We start from the raw sequence: 16,909 nt of genomic DNA on the forward strand, positions 1-16,909 counted from the left end.
TTTTTCTTTATTTCCAGTTTTGCCAATTGGTGTTCAAGATCGAAGTCCCTGGAAATGCAGTCGGATTGTTGTTGGCGTTGAGTCGCTGTTGCAGTTTCTCTAGATTTGGACTGGGATAGGGAAGATTTTCGATCAGTTGGAAGGGAGCAATTCCAGTTTCGAGAGAGAATGCTGCGGTTGTTCCTGCTGCTGCACCTGCTGACCACTCGATCGAATGAACCCGATAAGCCGATGCCGTAATGTGACTCATTGCCAGACTTTTCCCAGTCACAATCATGTTATCGATCTTCTGCGGGATCATGGCTCTGAGCGGAATCTGGAACGGATAGGTCTCATCTGCACCTTGTCGCTCTCCTGGGCGTTCTTGATTTCCAGGCTTCTCAGGCGGGGATTCGACCATGCAGGGATGGAAATCGAGCGGGTAATGTCCAATACCAACACTATCGGGATAGATATGCGATCGACCTAATGTTCTAACGGTTTTCGGATCAATGCGTCCGCGAATCACATCGATCGTTCTTAACCCCGCGATCGAGGTGGCTAAGTTCCGAAATGTTGGCTCTCCTAAATTTTGATAGTACTCTCCACTAAAGTCTTTTCGAGAAGCTGTGACTTCATCCATAAAAAAGCCCTGTGGATAGCCATAAGCAGGTCGTCCAACAATGCGACGTGATTCGCGCATGTAAGGATATTTAGATAATCCATGCACTGTACCCATTGGAGAATCAAGCCCAGAGAGATAACGCAAATTTGGGAATGGTTTCTTGACTGGCTGTTTCGCATCGGTTGTTCCGGAATGGAACCAGTAGAAAAAGCCCAATGCTTGCTCCTCGCCGCCTCGTAGTCCGCTGACTCGGAAGCCACCTAGCCAACCATTCGGATCAAGCTGTCCGGTCGATCGGAGTTGATCCCGCGAGAGTAGATAGTTATCTGCACTTGTTCCGGGCGCGTAATCATTGCCCCAGTTCCAGTTTTGCATTGAGATATCGCCCGGATTGACCGATCGACTTCCTGCACCTGGAACTGCACTTTGAATTCGACGATAAGTGAAGACCAGTTCGGGTGTTTCTGCGTATCGCTTGTCATTGAAGCTATAAGACTGGGCATAACGCGGGTAAAAATCTGGTGGCGTTGCAGGTTGCGGAGTCGCCGTTGCTTCCATTGCAAAAGTGTACGTGTAGCCTTGGGGACAATAGGGGTAATCGGTTTCACTGGATGAAGAAGGGTTGAGATACGATCGAGCATCCAGCCCCAAGCGATAAGGAATATCGGTTAGTGCGACCAATTCTCCAGTTTCGGTTGCTTCAATTACGTACCATTTCCCAGAAGCAGGCGGCACGAATTGAATGATCTTCTTTTGGAATAGTGGCGAATCTTGCTCGGTGTAACTATCGGTAATCGTTTGAGAGAGTGGATAGGTATTGAGTGGGGGCGCATTCGGAGCGGGGCGATGTTGAATAGCGCGAATGGATTGAATTTGAGTGCCTGAAACTGCTACGGATTTTGCAACCGTATTCGGGAAAAAATGAAGCTTTCCTTTGCCTTCTCTTTCTGCCTCTTGCAACATTGTTTGTAACAGTTCATGTCCTTCTTCTGGCATGAAACAAACTAAGCTCACCCAACAAGCACCCGGATTTTTACCTTCGTTTTGGGCTAAAATTCGTTGGCGAAAATCAGTGTAGCCGCGTGGAAAAAATAAGCGAGATCGCTGCGTCGGTTTTTCATCAAGAGCGGAAGTTCCTTGAGATGAAACTTGTCCCCCAATCCAATCGGTAATTTCGGTCATACACACGGTACGACCTGCTTTAAGAGATTCGTAGGCAGCCGCGACTCCGGACGTTCCCGCCCCGACAATCATAATTTCGCAATTGACTTGTTGATCAATCGATCGTGGAGTTTGGGCTTGAACTTGTTGAATTGATAGTAGAGAAATCAGGCTCAATCCAACAGCAAAATGAAAGAAAAATTTCGTCATTGAGATCATCTCACATCACTTAATTGTATGAAGTACGTTTGCACTTGATTAGGCAAATCGTAAGAATCTTAAGAGCGATTCAGTGGTTTATCTAGAAGAAGGAAGCTACTTAAATGTTGCAATTTTAGATATTATTCAAACAGCATAAAATATACGTTTATTCGGAAATATGCAAGAATCTTGCTCATGAAATTCACAGCAATACCTTACCTTTTTTTTGCGTTCTGCATTCCAGTTCCAGTGTTGGCACAATCCAACGATGTCTCAGTGAGAGTCGATCGATGGCTGGCAATTCAACAAATGTCGGGAACTGTTAGCTACGATCGACCGTCTGGGTCGAGGGCGGCTCGTGTTGGCGATCGATTACAAGCGATCGGAGATGGAATCACAACCGGAACTCAATCTGGAGCAAATTTGCTTTTGGATACCGGGGTCGGAACTATCAATGTTCTGGAATATACCAATTTAAGAGTTCAACGATTAGATACCACCTCTGATAGCGGCAGGATCACACACATTGATGTGACGCGGGGACAAGTTCGATTGAAGCTGCGACGGTTTACCAGCCCAAATTCTGAACTGAAAATCCGTACCCCTGCGGGCTTAAGTGGAGTCCGAGGAACAGAGTTTGGTGTCGTCGTGCAGCCGGATGGGAAAACCTCGATCGGGACTTTAGAGGGATCAGTCGTGACCGAAGCTCAAGGAGTTCAAGTTGAAGTTCCAGGGGGATTTCAGAACTTTACGATTCCCGGACAGCCTCCATCCCCTGCTGTACCATTACGAGATGATCCCTCATTAGCAGCGGATTTTGTTAGAGTGCTCGATCGAGGCGTTCGGAGCGTTCAGCTTGTGGGGCGGGTTGATCCGGTGAATGCAGTGACGGTCAATGGGGTGCAGCAAACAGTCGATGCTAATGGTGAATTTCGCAGTGCACCGTTTTTAGTTCCATCGTTTCTGAGGGTTAATGTCGTGGTCACAACTCCATTGGGAAAATCTCAATCTTATGAACTCGCGTTTCGGTAGAGTCGGGTGGCGGTTACTTCCCGGTGCGATCGCAACTGTTTTAATGGCGGGATTGCTGCAAATTGGTGTGCTTAAACCGCTGGAGCAAGTTTCGTATTCTGCGCTGTTTCGGCTCCGGGGAGAGCGGCAATGGGATAATCGTTTAGTCCTGGTTGCGATTGATGATGATAGTCTCAAAGAACTGGGGCGATTTCCCTGGAAGCGATCGAGGTATGTGGAATTAATCGATCGATTAACTCGTGCAAATTCTAGTGTGATCGCGTTCGATTTATTGTTCTCAGAACCGAGTCCTGAAGATGAACTGCTTGCGAAAGCGATCGGACGATCGAATCGAGTCGTTTTGGCGCAGGGAGAGGTCGAACCGGGGAATCTTCTGCTTCCGGTTCCTCGATTGAAAACGGTTGCGGTCGGGAGTGGTCATATTCAGATTCGACCGGATGAGGATGGGATTGTTCGATCAATCGAGCCGCAGTCTGGCGGTACTTTAGCGTTCGGAATTGCAACTGCGATGACGTACTCTTTGTTGCGAGAAGCGATCGCATCTCCGGATTTGAGTCAACCGATTTGGCTGAATTGGGCAGGACGCAGCGATCGTATTCCGAACTATTCGTTTGCTTCGGTGATTCGGGGAGAAGTACCGGATTCTGTATTTGAAAACAAAATTGTGCTTGTGGGCGTGACTGCATCCTCGATCGATGCGGCTTCGACTCCCTTCGATCGTGCGGCTCTAGCCAGCGGAGTTCATATTCAGGCAACGTTGATCGATAACGTGTTGCAGCGAAGTGCACTTACACCGATCGCGGGTGCGAAATTGTTTGTGATTTTTGCGATCGGCGGACTTGGATTCGGTCTAATTCTCAGTTTTTGGCGCACAGAAATTCAGATTGCGATCGCGGTCATTAGTATTTTGAGTTGGATTGGAATTAGTGTCGTTCTACTTAAAGCGAACTATCTTCCACCGATGATGTTACCGATTGGGTTGGTCGTGAGCAATACGATCGTGACAATATTGCTTGAGCGATCGAGAATTAATCGCACTCTGCAACAGCAAATCGATCAGCTACAGGAACGCTACGAAGCTGATTTAATTACACGACCGCTTGATCCTTCTGAACTGGCTTCGTCTGATATTTCAATGCAGCGAGTCACACAATTAACCACGCTGGCGGATCAACTAGGACAATCGCAAGCAACCCAAGCTGCGATCGCAAGAAATTTACCGATCGGGCTGATGGCGTGTGATTTAGCGGGACGAGTTTGGTTTTGTAACCCGATCGCGGCTGCGGTGTTTAATATTCGGGTGGGAAGTTCGCTAGAGCCAATTCTGGTTCCTGGGTGGATTGGGATGAACGACTGGCAGCAAATGTTGAGAGATCCGCATACCATCTCGATCGAGAAACATCGTCAGGAACAATGGTTTAATTTTCACATTGAACCGTTAGAAAGGTCTGAAGATGGAGTTCTGATCGTATTAGAAGATATCACGCTTCGTAAAGCGATCGAACTCGATTTAGATGATCAAATCAGCGAATTACATCACTTAAGCGAATTAAAAGATGAATTTTTAAGCACAGTTTCGCATGAGTTGAGAACACCATTAACGAATATGAAAATGGCAATTCAACTTCTCAAGATTGCAAAGACTGATATACAGAAAGAACATTATTTAAGAATTCTCGATAATGAATGCAATCGTGAAGCAGATTTAGTCAATACTTTGCTTGATCTTCAGCGATTAGAATCTGGGCGGCAATCGTTTGAGATGAACCCAATTGCCCTTCATAATTGGCTGCCTGAACTATTAGAGCCGTTCGATCGACGAACTGAATCGCGACAACAAGCGTTCTCGATCGTGCTTGATCCAGCGTTGCCAACGTTGTACAGCGATCGAGATGCCTTAGAGCGAATTTTAGTTGAACTTTTGAATAATGCTTGCAAGTACACACCACCGAATGAACAGATTGTTGTATCGGCAGATTGGGTTGCGCCAAATGTTGAAATTAGCGTGAAAAATTCTGGCGTTGAAATTGCAGAAGAAGCTCGATCGAGAATTTTTGAGCGCTTTTACCGAATTCCAAATGCAGATCCTTGGAAGCAGGGTGGCTCAGGATTGGGACTTGCGTTAGTGCAGAAATTGGCGGAATCCTTGCAAGGCTCGATCGACGTGATGAGCGCAAGTGGTTGGACGATTTTTACGGTTAAATTGCCTGTGCGATTCGATGAAAAACCTATCACGGGTTAGAGCAATTCGGAGACGCGATCAATCTAGGATCTCAAGGTAGTTCTCTAGAAAATTATGGGTGTTCCAGAATCAGGATTTGTACTCTTTTTGGTGTTCGGCATTATTTTGACGATCGCTGGAATACTTGCAGGTGCATACATTCTCAAACCGAAAGATCAACCGATTCGCTTTGATAAATGGGGCTTTGTGGTCGTGATCCCGATCGTCATTCCGATCGTTGCTGCATTGTTATTTCAAGTACTGTCTTACTATCATGTGATTTAGCGATCGCGGATTGAACGCATCGATCGGAGAATGATCCAACTCAACGTAAGTAACCACGCTAAAACAACGATGTAAGCAATCATTAAATCGCGTTGGACGCTTTTCTGGACGGATTCTAAGTAAGTCTGAGTAAAATCAACTCGCATTCCGCCAACAATGTCGCCACGCGAATTTTTGATCGGAGCAGAAGCCGAAATCCATTGTCCTAACTCATCTTGATACGGATTCATTACGACCGTTTCTTGATTTTTGAACACATCAAGTTCTTTATGTTCTGCTGAGTATGAGTCTAGAAATCTTGTCTCTTTGCGAGTCTTCCGCACTTCGCGTGTAACATCCCCAACCCAGAGAATTTCACCCGGTTTTCCGGCAATGAAAGTGCGTGGAAAAGCATTTGGAAAAACCGTATTCACATTGAGAAGCCACTGTTGTTGTTCTTGATAGAGTGGATTGTTCTTTGGATTCTCACCTTGAGCAACACGGATAGCGGCTACTTCTGGAAATCGATCGCCATTTGTTCCAATTATTCCAATCCGTAACGCACTCACCAGATCTTCTCGAATCCGATCGGTGGCTTCATTGATTCTGACTTTGTAAAACCAAATTCCTGCCAAGCTCGATACAAGCAAATTAGCAAAAATAGTGAACGCAACGACATTTCTACGCGATCGCGAAATTGCACTTCTTCGAGCCGTTTCTGCGTCTCGACTTGATCGAATGTATTGAACTTGCAAATGGGTTGCAGGTGGCTTTTTTGAATTAATTACCCATTGTTCTGCTGCTTCAAGATCACTTCCCCGCAGGAGATAGCTCGAATCTTTGAATTTTTCTTGCCATTCGATTGCTCGAACTAACAATCGGGTGTGCATTCGGACGTATTCTAAATCTGTGTCGATCGCTTTTAAGAGTTCCTGAAATGAGCTTTGGAAGTCGTCTGTTTCGCGAAAAAACAACCAGTTGTGGCTCGAAATTTCAGGATGCACTCTGCCGGGATCAAAGCCTTCTCGATGCACGATCGGTAAAAATCGCTTATTGTTCAATGCCGCATAGTTAATTTCATCTTGGCAGACTAGAGAGTTGATCGAATCTGGACTAATCACAAACACAAAGGTGTTTGCTCCTTCGATGCCGTGTTGAATCGCTGCCCACCATTCTTCTCCCTTGCGAATGCTATCCCAATCGACCCAAGGCGATCGATTCAGCTTTCTAAATTCAGCATCCAAGTTCCGAACAAAGGCTTGATCTCTTCGAGAGTATGAGATGAAAACGTCGTGGTTCTGTAAGTTAGGCTCAGAAGGTAGATGCGTAATCGTTCGGGTCATAGCACAGTCACAAGAAATGATAGTTACTCGGTTACTTTCCCTCGGAGCGCTTTCGTCTGTCCTCGCTTGGTTTTGCTATCTAATCGTTTTTGTTGAGAACCGCGAGTTGGAATCGTAGCCTTACGTTTCTTGGGAACAATCATCGCACTTTGAATTAGTTCTTTCAATCGCTTCAGCGCTTCTTCACGATTCTGTTCTTGGGTGCGTTGCGACTGTGCTTTGATGATGAGAATCCCATCTTTGGTAATTCGATTGTCATTCAAATTTAACAATCGCTCTTTGATGCGATCGGGCAATGAAGAGGCGGCAATATCGAAGCGCAAATGTATCGCGGTTGCGACTTTGTTCACGTTTTGTCCGCCTGCGCCTTGTGAACGTACTGCGCTGAGTTCAATCTCAGATTCGGGAATTGCGATCGCTTTAGAAATTTGCAGCATTGTTCGGATCATCGAGCATTATTCTTTAGCGTAGTCGATGTTTGCCTTTGCGTTTCGTTTCAACATGTGGATTTTGATCCGTCGCAAGGCAGATCCGGTAAATCGTCGATCGTATTCTTCTTCGGAAATCTCAGCAAGTTCTTCTAAGGTCGGGGCAATGTTCCACGATCGCGGCTGAAAATCTTCGACATCGGTTGCTTGAGCAAATCGCTGATTCCAAGGGCAAACATCCTGACAGATATCACAGCCAGCAACCCAACCTTTGAGATTGATATCGGGTAAAGTTTCTGAGCGATTCTCGATCGTATGATAAGCAATACAACGATTTGCATCAATCACAAACGGTTCTGTGATTGCATTCGTGGGACAAGCATCAATGCAGCGGGTACAAGTTCCACAATGTTGCGTGTGCGGTTTGTCGATCGCAAGTTCCAAATTAGTAACAATGCCACCGAGGAACACCCAAGAACCATAGTCGCGTGTAATCACATTGCCATTTTTTGCAATCCAGCCCAATCCTGCTTGCTGTGCCCAGAACTTATCTTGGACGGGAGCCGTATCTGCAAAGTATCGAGCTTGAATTCGATCGCGTTCTAACCAAGCGGTAAACGCTTTTAGTTTCTTATGTAAAATTCGGTGGTAATCTCGTCCCCAACCATAGCGGGAGATTTTCGCGTATTCTTCTCCTTCGGGTCGCTGTTGCGGTGTGTAATAGTTCAGCGCGACACAAATGATCGATTTTGCTTCAGGAACCAGTTCGCGAATATCTTGGCGCTTGGGATTGTTCATCCATGCCATATCCGCCTGAAAACCTCGATCGAGCCATTTTTGCAAAGCTTCGATCGCAGAAATTTGAGCCGGATCAGCGACCGAAGCAATTCCGACTTTATGAAAACCAAGCTCGATCGCTTTTTGCTTAATCTCTGATTCCATGAGCGCACTGATTCACCACTGTTTTTATGGTGACATTGTTTGCCGCGATCGTGTTATGCGACTCTGGCATCCCGCTCGGTGATCAAAACTGTTGCAATTTCATCGGGTAGCTCTGCTAAGTCGGTATGATCATCTTCAGCGCTCACAGGTGAAACGAACGTATAGCTCGGATCACACTCACGAGTGTCGTAGACTTGAACAACCCATTTATCTGGTAGTCCTTCGATGCCAATTTCAACCACGTACCAGCTTTCACCCATTGGTTTTGAAGAGAGAACCGTGAACCATTCTTGATCGACGGGCGCGATCGACAAATCTTCGGTGAGAAATGCAGTTGCAAGTTCTCCTGCTTCATTTGATGTGAGTTCTAAGTTATTGATCATTAGAAGTTTGAGGATAAAGTCCAAGTTGTTTTGCAAGTTCGCGAGCGACGTGAATCAAAAACTTTGCCCCGTCTGGATTGTTCTCGTGAGTCATCATTGTTGCGACTTGCACTAAAGTTTGCACAAAGCCAGCATCAATTAGATCCGGTTGAGCATCTAAAATTTCAGGTTCTTGCCCATTTGGACAGGCAAGCAATTGCTGGATCAAGTCGATGTATTGATTTTTTCGAGATTCGGTTACAGCTTCCATGTGAGACTCCTTAGAGGATGTTTGAGAAGGATAAAAAGCGGCTTTGCTGCGTTGCCAGTCCGCCCGGAAATGAATCTCCGGGCTAATGGAGGAAACCCCGCTGAAGCGGGCTGAGAAAGTAATACGGAGTTCTTAGCCCAGTTTAGTGGGCTTCCCCCGATCAGCCCGGAGATTCATTTCCGGGTGGGTGAATGCGATGAACGATTGTTTTTCAAACACCCTCCTAAATACTTTGTTGCCAGAGACGTTCTAATCGAGCGACTTTTTGTTTCAACTGTGCGGATTGATAGCTTTGATACGCTGTCCAAACCGGGAATAGGAAAAAGAAGCTCATTGCAATCAGCATGAGACTGTGCAAAATTGGTGTGACAGAAAGATGTGGGAGAGATTGCTGAACGTACTGCAAATGGTAGTACCAAACAATAGCAAAGGTGAATAATGCAGGCGTGAGCATGATCAGCGTAATCAAACCTACCAAAAAAACATCGCCTAAGTTGTTTCTCATGATGCAGGATTAGAAAGGTTTAGCAGTGTGCGTATCGCGCTCGAAAAAGAAACGCGATCGCGGTTGTGTGTCCCCGTAAATTTGAAACGTAACGGTTGGCTCATTGTCGATCGCTTCTACACAGTGAATTGCATTTGGCGCAAAGCTGACAACTTCACCCGGAGCAACAATCTTTCGACCAATCGGTTCAATTTTGTTCGGAAAGTTGGGATCATCAAAAGTGCGTCGCCAAAATGTATGCTTCTCGCGCCCTTTCAGAACCGCAGTAATGCCCCACGTTCCATGATTATGAATCGGTGAAACAATGCCCGGAGCAAAGGTCACATTCTGAACAGTCAAAGGATAACCAATTTCGTCGTATAACGTTAGCACTGAACTTCCTGTTTTCGGACAAGGTTCGAGAAACTGAGTACGAACATAGTAAGAATTAACAATTAGTTTTCGTACTAAGCGCCGCAGTTGAGGGAGATAATCCCATTCGTCTGCTTCGTGTTTCACTTGTGCGAGTAGTTCGATCACCTCAGTCAAAAATTGATGCAGATAATAATGTTCAGCAACCAAATCCCATTCTCGCGCGGAGGGGCGAGTTTGGCATTGTCCATCATCGGTTACTATCCAATCTAGAGTTTTCATAGTTATTCATCTTCTAATGGCTGAGTTAACACATCGAAGACGACTGCTGCTCCCCCGAATTCTTTGCCATCGATTTCTTTGATGCGGGCAGTAATTTCTTTCGCTTTTTCAAGTTCTCCCAGTTTGGCTAAAACCAGACCAGATGCACCATACGCATTGAGATACAGCCGAATATTTGGATCATCTCGTCGATCGAGCAATATCGGTTTCAACTCCTGCCAAGATTCGGGGAACTGTTCGAGAATGCGAATGCGATCGACAACTTTCTGAGCTATCTGAAGCGCCATTTCGGGCTTGTTTTTGTAGAAGAAGTACCGATATGCGGCAATCAACACATCGAAATTCGTCTCGGCTTTGGACAAAGCTTCTAAGATGTATTGTTCTGATAGCTCAGTATCTTCCCAAGTAGCAGCAGCAGAATGGAGTAAGTCTTTGATTTCGGACGGGACATCGTACCAAGAAAGAGTGGTCGCAGTCATGGTTAGAACTGAGTGAGAATGTACAGCAAGGCGAATAGAATGATCCAGATAATATCTACGAAGTGCCAGTAAATTTCTGCCATTTCAATGCCCGTGTGTTTCGTCGCAGAATAATGGTTTGGACGACGCGATCGCCAAAGGACTCCCAAGATCATGAGCAACCCAATGAAAACGTGCAAGCCATGAAATCCGGTCATCATGTAAAAGCAATTTGCAAAAGTATTGGTCGTGAGTCCATAGCCTAAAGTTGCATATTCATAGACTTGACCTGCTAAGAAAATTGCGCCCATCAATGCGGTAATTCCATACCAGAGCCGCATTCCTTTCACGTCATTTTGTTTGATAGCAACATCGCCTTTATGAATCACAAAGCTACTAGAAACCAGAATGATTGTGTTGATGCTGGGTAGAAGTAGTTCAACTTCGGTTCCTTCTGGCGGAAACTGTGGAGTGATACCTCTGAGGAATAGATAGGTCGCGAACAATGCACCGAACATTAAAGATTCAGAAATTAGGAAGGTGAGTAAGCCGAGTGTTCGGAGGTCGGGATGCTCTGCGGCGTGGTCGTGTGCGGTGTTGGAAGAGTCGAGAGTAACTTGGGTCATGGTGGTTAGAAAAGTTAGATATTTGAAAGATTTGCTGCGATCGTGGATGTGGGTTGTCTCGATCGACAGATCTTTTCGTCAGTGCATAGTCCACCCGGAGCTGAACCTCCGGGCTAATGGCGGCAACCCTGCTAAAGCAGGCTCAGAACAGGTTTTAGCCCAGTTCAGTGGGCTTCCTTCGATTAGCCTGGAGGTTTAGCTCCGGGCGAGATAACAACGAAGCGCAAAGTCTTCACAAGCAAGACCTTTACTGTGCAGGAGCAGGATCGATCGTAGGTTCCGGTTCAGTCATGCCATAGTCATAAGGACCATGTGTGACCACAGGCAAGACTTCCCAATTCTCAATCATTGGAGGAGAACTGGTTGTCCATTCTAAAGTCAAAGCATTCCAAGGATTGTCTCCTGCTTTCTCACCTCGGCTCCAACTCCGAATCACATTGAAGTAGAAAGGAATCACTGAAATTGCCAAAACATAAGCACCGATCGTACAAAGCTGATTCACTGAAGTAAACTGCGGATCATACATTGCAACCCGGCGCGGCATTCCTTGTAATCCCAAATAGTGCATCGGTAAGAAAGTAAGATGAGTGCCGATGAATGTTAGTGCAAAGTGAATGCGTCCTAACCGTTCATCGAGCATTCGACCTGTCATTTTCGGGAACCAATGATAGATACCCGAATAGATACCAAACACTGATCCACCAAACAGTACATAGTGGAAGTGACCGACCACATAGTAAGTATCGTGAACATGCAAATCAAACGGAGCCGTTCCGAGTGTGACTCCACCTAAACCACCCATCACGAACATCGAGAGTAGCCCGATCGCGAATAGCATTGCACTCGTATATCGAATCTTTCCACCCCAGAGCGTTGCTACCCAACCAAAGATTTTTACTCCAGTCGGAACTGCAACAATCAAAGTCGAAATCGTAAAGAACATTCTCATCCAGCCCGGAGTGCCGCTGGTGAACATGTGATGCACCCAAACGAACAATCCAACTAAGCAAATAGCAACACTGGAATATGCGATCGCTTTATAGCCAAAAATCGGTTTGCGAGCATGAACCGGAATCACCTCAGACATAATTCCAAAGATCGGCAAGATCATTAGGTAAACCGCTGGGTGAGAGTAGAACCAGAACAAATGCTGATATAAAACGACGTTTCCACCCGCATCGGGCTTGTAGAAGGAAGTTCCAAAGTTGATATCAAACAAGAGTAAAACTAAACCGATCGTTAAAACAGGAGTCGAGAGTAGCGCCAAGATCGAAGTTGCCATGATTGCCCAGCAGAACAATGGAACCTGTGTCCACTTCATGCTAGGAACTTTCATTTTCCAGATTGTAATAACAAAGTTCAGTGAGCCTAACACTGAAGAAGTTCCGACAAGTGCGATCGCGGCAATCCAAATTGATTGAGCGATCGGAGCCGTAATAATCGAGAGCGGCGGGTAAGAAGTCCATCCCGCTTGTGCGCCACCGAATAGGAAGCTAACAACTAGAAGTAATCCAGCGGGAGGATTGAGCCAAAATGCAACTGCATTTAACTTCGGAAATGCCATATCTCTCGCACCGACCATCAGCGGGACGAGGAAGTTTCCAAAACCTCCGATCGCGGCTGGAACAATCCACAAGAAGATCATGATTGTTCCATGATTCGTCATAAACGCATTGTAGACGCTGCTATCGACTAAATCTGGATCAGGTGTTGCAAGTTCTGTCCGAACAATCACCGCCATGAATCCACCAACCAGGTAGAAGATAAACGCAGTGACGAGATACTGAATTCCAATCACTTTATGATCAGTGTTGAAAGTAAAGTAATCGTACCATTTCCAAGCAGGATGAACCGATGGCGATGTCTCTGAGGAAATGACCAGATTCGGGTCTTGAGTTTGAGTCATAGTTCTACGAGTGCAATTGCGCTAAGGTGTCTGCGGTAATGCCGAGGTCTTTGGTGTAAGGAGCAAGAAAATCTGCATCCGATCGAGCAATGGTATTCTGCGATTCTGCGACTTGAGCCACTTTAGTTTCTTGCACCCATTTCTCGAAGTCTTCGGGAGTGTGGACAATGATGTTCGATCGCATTCCACCGTGGTAAGCTCCGCAGAGTTCTGTACAGACGATCGGATACTCACCCAGTTTGGTTGCAACGAATTGTAGTTGGGTTTGCTCACCAGGGATGACATCCTGTTTGATGCGGAACTGTGGAACCCAAAATGAATGAATCACATCTTGAGCTTTCAGATTGAGCAGTACTTTTTGCCCTAGTGGAACATGCAACTCACCCGGCAGAATCTCTTGCAGTGGATAGTCAAACAACCAAGCGTATTGCATGGCAGTCACATTCACAATAAGAGCATTACTATCCACAGTCGTCAAACCATAAGTTGGAATGCTCGTCTTGGGTGCTTCACTGATTTCAGTCGTGGCATCTGCTAACAGTGGAGCCGCGATCGCTGCATTCATTGGATGTTGAGCATGAGTTTGAGCAGAGTGAACATGTGCCATTGCAGAACCAGAAGCAATTCCGCCCATTTGCTCATAGACATCGACACTGTAGATTCCTAAACCAATCACAATCACACTCGGAATCGCTGTCCAGAGGATTTCGAGGGCGAAGTTTCCTTCGATCGGAACGCCATCGGTTTCATCTCCGTCCCGTTTGCGATATCGAATCGTGAAATAGAGAATCGCCCCTTGTACAACAATAAACAATGCTGTTCCAATCCCAACCATGAGACTGAAGAAATCATCCACCCAAGGCGCTTGCTCTGAAGCTTGCACAGGTAAGAGGTGATGATTCTGGCTAACCCACAGACTGATCAAAGTGATTCCAATGCCTGCAAGAAGGGTCAGCAATGAAGTAGGAATTTGTTTCATAATTTGCTGAAAACAACTTTGGAAACAGCAACGTTGCAAAAGTAGAAAACAAGAACTTGAAGCTAAAAACGAACAATTCGCTAGTCTTGGAACGCGCCGTAGCCAGTAAGAATTACAGCACTGATTCTAAGCGTATTCAGCAGAAATTCAAGTTAAGAAGATCTTAAAATCTATCAGAAACTCCTTCTACATCGCCTTACCAAGACTCGACATAGCGGGGGTCATAAGAGAATTAGTATCTATAATTACAAATGAAATTTAGTCGTTTGTTTGCAGCAAACACAATTTTGAAAATTCAATTCAATCTAACAGTTTGAATGCTTAATCATATCTATTAAGATGATTAACTACTGACCCTAATCTATCGTTTTTCTAAATTGTAAGAATTGCTATCTTTCTGCAAACTCTGGGTGTTCATGATGAACAAAGATTACTGAATATTAAAAAACTGTTGAATTGCTCAAACTGAACAGAACAAAGCGGTTTACTCTTTTAGAACAGAACATACTCCTAGACTTGTTTAGATGCTTTTTCTTTTCGAGCCAGTTTTAGCTTCTCAAGTATTTTTTAACTGTGTCGCCCCATCAGCAGAACACTATGGCATATCAAATTTCTAGCGATTGTATGGGTTGTGATGTGTGCCGTCCTCAATGTCCAACCGGAGCAATTCGAGTTGAAGACACGGGCGATGTTTGGATTAATCCTGTGTTGTGTAATAACTGCGAAGGATTGTTTGACGAGCCTCAGTGTGTGTCAGCCTGTGATCAGAATCTTCTACTTCCCTATCAAGCGCTAAAAGGTCGATCGAGAATTGTCGAAACTCGTCCGATTACCAGTCCTGAGCTATTTACCAATGGAAAAAATAGTCCATTTGCTTCAGCGATCGTGCTTTGGGAAGCCTGCAATCTCCTAGCTCAACGCAAAGCACTACCTTGGAAAGTGCAAGATGAAACTTTGGTGTACCAGCGATCGATTCAGCATGGTCAAGGCTCGATCTCTTTGAAACTAGCAGATAGTCTCGATGTTGATAGTTCAACGATCGCAAGCAAGCAAGATGCACGAGAAATCGTCGCAGAAATGGATATTCGAGCCGCTTGTTTACATCTGTTGTTTGCGGCTTATGCAACAACACTAGAAAAGCCTTGGGAAGAAGAATTTATCATTGGTGATCATCAGATCGAAGCCTATCTTGGATTAGATAAACGCAAGGATCTGAGCAAGCCTGTAAAGTTGAATTTGATCAAAGATTTAGCAGAAACGCCTTGTTGGTTAATGACTTCGATCGACTTTCCAAAGCAAGGCAGAATTCCAGCATTTTCTCTTTCTGACAGTCGCCTCTGGCATCTCCAAGAAGTGCAACATCATTTCCAGGAAGATGAGTTGAAGTGTAAGCATCTAGTGGGGTTGACCTTCAGGATAAAAGCAGGAGAATGGGCGAAGTATTTTCTGAATAAACAGGAGTGTAAGGAACAATCCGCGTTTTATCAGTATGGCAATCTGCCGAAGTCTTTGATGTCTTCGATTATGAGCATTTGGCAGCAGCATGAAGGAGCCGCACGAATGCTGTTGTGGTTGTTGTTTAAGGCGCGAATTGGGAAAGAGCAACGGGTGACAGTGCCTACTCTGATGCGAGTCGCTTATGGTGAAGAAAAAGTGATGATTGCGAGTGCTCAACGCGAAGAACGGAAGCGGATTGTTCGAGCGTTTGAAAATGATTTATCAGTGTTGGATAACTATGGATTGAAGCCAGAGTTTGATCCGGTGACTTATCCGCCTGAGATTCGTCCATTGTGGTCAAAGCTGGCAGATCTACCAGATGATGCTGAGGAAGCTTTGGAATTTTGGATGAATGATGGTAGCGGGAATTCGCGATTGACTGATGCTGCACCGCGTGGGAAGTGGAATTTATTACTGAATGCTCGGATTCTGTCGTTTGCGCTGCCTGCGGATTGGGAACTATCCTTGGGCTTGCAAAAGAAGAAAAAGCGATCGACAAACAAACAATCTCGCTCTAAAAGTCGAACTTCACCATCGCTGCTGTCGAGTGAGTCGATTATTGCGGCTCGAAAACAAATGGGATTGAGCCAGCGACAATTAGCAGAACAAACGGGTAAGAGTCAAAGCTGGATTCGGGATATTGAAAACGGTCGATTTCAGATCAAATCTCAGGATCAAGCTTTATTGAAAAAGGTGTTAGGACTTTGAAGCTAAGGACTGAATCAGAGTTGCGATCGCGTCGGGTTCCATACCGCTGAGTCGTTTTTTCCCAGGCATTAACATGAGATTTGGAGCCATTGAGCATTTGCCTAAACAGCTTGAGGATTCGATTTTAGTGATGGTGTGAAGTTCTCGATCGCGCAATGTTGTTTCTAGAGCGTGATGATGCTTGTGTCCGCCTTTGCGCTGACATTTCGAGTTTTGGCAGACAAGGATTTTGAAGGATGCTTTGTTGGGTTTAGCTTCCACTTTGGTGCAATCTGTTCGGAAGATTTGTTGGGCTGTTAGTTTGATTGTGCCTGTTTTGGAACTAATCTTGTGTTTGCCAATGACTTGAATGGTATCGAGCGGACGCAGGAGTGAGCTAGATAAAGCAGTCCGGAGTGTTTTCGAGAGTTTGATTTGGATTTCTTCTTCAGCGATCGACATTCTGAGGTGTTTGATTTTGCCTTCATCGACGACGAAGGCGAGGAATTGTCCTTTTAGGCAGAATTGGGAGGTTTGAGGTTTTTCAGACATAGGAGTGTTTGCAATGGAGTGTTTGAAATGAGAGCGTTATCTTAAATCTTGCACCAGTCTCAATAAGGCGTGTTTTAGGCGTTTCGTTCTCTGCGCTATCTCGCCCCGGAATGAATTCGGGGCTAACGGTGCGAAGTCCGTTGAAACGGACTGAAGAAGCTGAAAGAGTCTCTCAGTCCTCTTTAGTGGACTTTGTTCTGTTAGCCCCGATTTCAATCCGGGGCGGATGAATGCAAT

General features: G+C 45.4%; 17 protein-coding genes. 4 read left to right on the forward strand and 13 right to left on the reverse strand.

All coding sequences use genetic code 11. From position 1 onward, the window contains the following. Positions 1 to 7: 7 nt before the first annotated feature. Positions 8 to 1,975 carry an FAD-dependent oxidoreductase gene (locus tag ACQ4M5_RS36610; RefSeq protein ID WP_430680721.1) on the reverse strand — a complete coding sequence of 656 codons (1,968 nt, stop codon included), beginning with the start codon at positions 1,973 to 1,975 and terminating at the stop codon, positions 8 to 10. Positions 1,976 to 2,161: 186 nt separating this feature from the next. Here ACQ4M5_RS36610 and ACQ4M5_RS36615 point away from each other — a divergent pair, with 186 nt between their 5' ends. Genes ACQ4M5_RS36615 through ACQ4M5_RS36625 form a run of 3 tightly spaced genes read left to right on the forward strand, consistent with a single transcriptional unit; the run spans position 2,162 to position 5,504 of the window. Continuing rightward, the gene (locus ACQ4M5_RS36615; RefSeq protein WP_430680722.1) at positions 2,162 to 2,998 is read left to right on the forward strand and encodes a FecR family protein; all 837 of its coding nucleotides are present in this window, start codon (positions 2,162 to 2,164) and stop codon (positions 2,996 to 2,998) included. Continuing rightward, on the forward strand, positions 2,979 to 5,240 hold the full coding sequence (locus tag ACQ4M5_RS36620; RefSeq protein ID WP_430680723.1) for a CHASE2 domain-containing protein: 2,262 nt from the start codon (positions 2,979 to 2,981) through the stop codon (positions 5,238 to 5,240). Before ACQ4M5_RS36615 ends, ACQ4M5_RS36620 begins: the two co-directional genes overlap by 20 nt. Before the next feature lie 54 nt (positions 5,241 to 5,294). Then, positions 5,295 to 5,504, forward strand: coding sequence for a hypothetical protein (locus ACQ4M5_RS36625; RefSeq protein WP_430680724.1), 210 nt, complete (start codon positions 5,295 to 5,297; stop codon positions 5,502 to 5,504). Here the strand turns inward: ACQ4M5_RS36625 and ACQ4M5_RS36630 are convergent. The 11 genes from ACQ4M5_RS36630 to ACQ4M5_RS36680 form a co-directional block, all read right to left on the reverse strand. Further along, positions 5,501 to 6,826: a toll/interleukin-1 receptor domain-containing protein gene (locus ACQ4M5_RS36630; RefSeq protein ID WP_430680725.1), complete on the reverse strand. Its 1,326-nt coding sequence runs from the start codon at positions 6,824 to 6,826 to the stop codon at positions 5,501 to 5,503. The genes ACQ4M5_RS36625 and ACQ4M5_RS36630 overlap by 4 nt on opposite strands. Positions 6,827 to 6,849: 23 nt before the next feature. Then, positions 6,850 to 7,263, reverse strand: a complete 414-nt coding sequence (arfB, locus tag ACQ4M5_RS36635; RefSeq protein ID WP_430680726.1) for an alternative ribosome rescue aminoacyl-tRNA hydrolase ArfB — start codon at positions 7,261 to 7,263, stop codon at positions 6,850 to 6,852. An 18-nt stretch (positions 7,264 to 7,281) separates the two neighbouring features. Beyond that, a complete protein-coding gene (gene queG, locus ACQ4M5_RS36640) occupies positions 7,282 to 8,196 on the reverse strand; it encodes a tRNA epoxyqueuosine(34) reductase QueG (protein ID WP_430680727.1) in 915 nt (304 codons plus the stop codon). 53 nt (positions 8,197 to 8,249) lie between these two features. After that, positions 8,250 to 8,579 (reverse strand): hypothetical protein, encoded by a 330-nt coding sequence (locus ACQ4M5_RS36645; protein ID WP_430680728.1) that lies wholly within the window; start codon positions 8,577 to 8,579, stop codon positions 8,250 to 8,252. Next, positions 8,569 to 8,829, reverse strand: a complete 261-nt coding sequence (locus ACQ4M5_RS36650; protein ID WP_430680729.1) for a hypothetical protein — start codon at positions 8,827 to 8,829, stop codon at positions 8,569 to 8,571. The genes ACQ4M5_RS36645 and ACQ4M5_RS36650 overlap by 11 nt, the downstream gene beginning before the upstream one ends. 223 nt (positions 8,830 to 9,052) lie before the next feature. Then, the gene (locus tag ACQ4M5_RS36655) at positions 9,053 to 9,334 is read right to left on the reverse strand and encodes a hypothetical protein (protein WP_430680730.1); all 282 of its coding nucleotides are present in this window, start codon (positions 9,332 to 9,334) and stop codon (positions 9,053 to 9,055) included. A gap of 9 nt (positions 9,335 to 9,343) precedes the next feature. Beyond that, positions 9,344 to 9,967 carry a cupin gene (locus tag ACQ4M5_RS36660; RefSeq protein ID WP_430680731.1) on the reverse strand — a complete coding sequence of 208 codons (624 nt, stop codon included), beginning with the start codon at positions 9,965 to 9,967 and terminating at the stop codon, positions 9,344 to 9,346. Positions 9,968 to 9,969: 2 nt separating this feature from the next. Continuing rightward, positions 9,970 to 10,446, reverse strand: a complete 477-nt coding sequence (locus tag ACQ4M5_RS36665) for a hypothetical protein (protein WP_430680732.1) — start codon at positions 10,444 to 10,446, stop codon at positions 9,970 to 9,972. Positions 10,447 to 10,448: 2 nt separating this feature from the next. Beyond that, the gene (locus ACQ4M5_RS36670) at positions 10,449 to 11,120 is read right to left on the reverse strand and encodes a cytochrome c oxidase subunit 3 (RefSeq protein ID WP_430680748.1); all 672 of its coding nucleotides are present in this window, start codon (positions 11,118 to 11,120) and stop codon (positions 10,449 to 10,451) included. A gap of 178 nt (positions 11,121 to 11,298) precedes the next feature. Beyond that, complete coding sequence (ctaD, locus tag ACQ4M5_RS36675; RefSeq protein WP_430680733.1) at positions 11,299 to 12,957, reverse strand: cytochrome c oxidase subunit I; 1,659 nt, start codon at positions 12,955 to 12,957, stop codon at positions 11,299 to 11,301. Positions 12,958 to 12,961: 4 nt separating this feature from the next. Further along, complete coding sequence (locus ACQ4M5_RS36680) at positions 12,962 to 13,936, reverse strand: cytochrome c oxidase subunit II (RefSeq protein WP_430680734.1); 975 nt, start codon at positions 13,934 to 13,936, stop codon at positions 12,962 to 12,964. Between the two features lie 597 nt (positions 13,937 to 14,533). Here ACQ4M5_RS36680 and ACQ4M5_RS36685 point away from each other — a divergent pair. Then, positions 14,534 to 16,141: a helix-turn-helix domain-containing protein gene (locus ACQ4M5_RS36685; RefSeq protein ID WP_430680735.1), complete on the forward strand. Its 1,608-nt coding sequence runs from the start codon at positions 14,534 to 14,536 to the stop codon at positions 16,139 to 16,141. Here the strand turns inward: ACQ4M5_RS36685 and ACQ4M5_RS36690 are convergent. Continuing rightward, positions 16,130 to 16,672 carry a (2Fe-2S) ferredoxin domain-containing protein gene (locus ACQ4M5_RS36690; protein WP_430680736.1) on the reverse strand — a complete coding sequence of 181 codons (543 nt, stop codon included), beginning with the start codon at positions 16,670 to 16,672 and terminating at the stop codon, positions 16,130 to 16,132. The two genes, ACQ4M5_RS36685 and ACQ4M5_RS36690, sit on opposite strands and share 12 nt — an antisense overlap. Positions 16,673 to 16,909: the final 237 nt, after the last annotated feature.

The sequence above is a fragment of the Leptolyngbya sp. AN10 genome (assembly GCF_050565645.1).
In the GTDB taxonomy this organism is placed as follows: Bacteria; Cyanobacteriota; Cyanobacteriia; order Leptolyngbyales; family Leptolyngbyaceae; genus Leptolyngbya.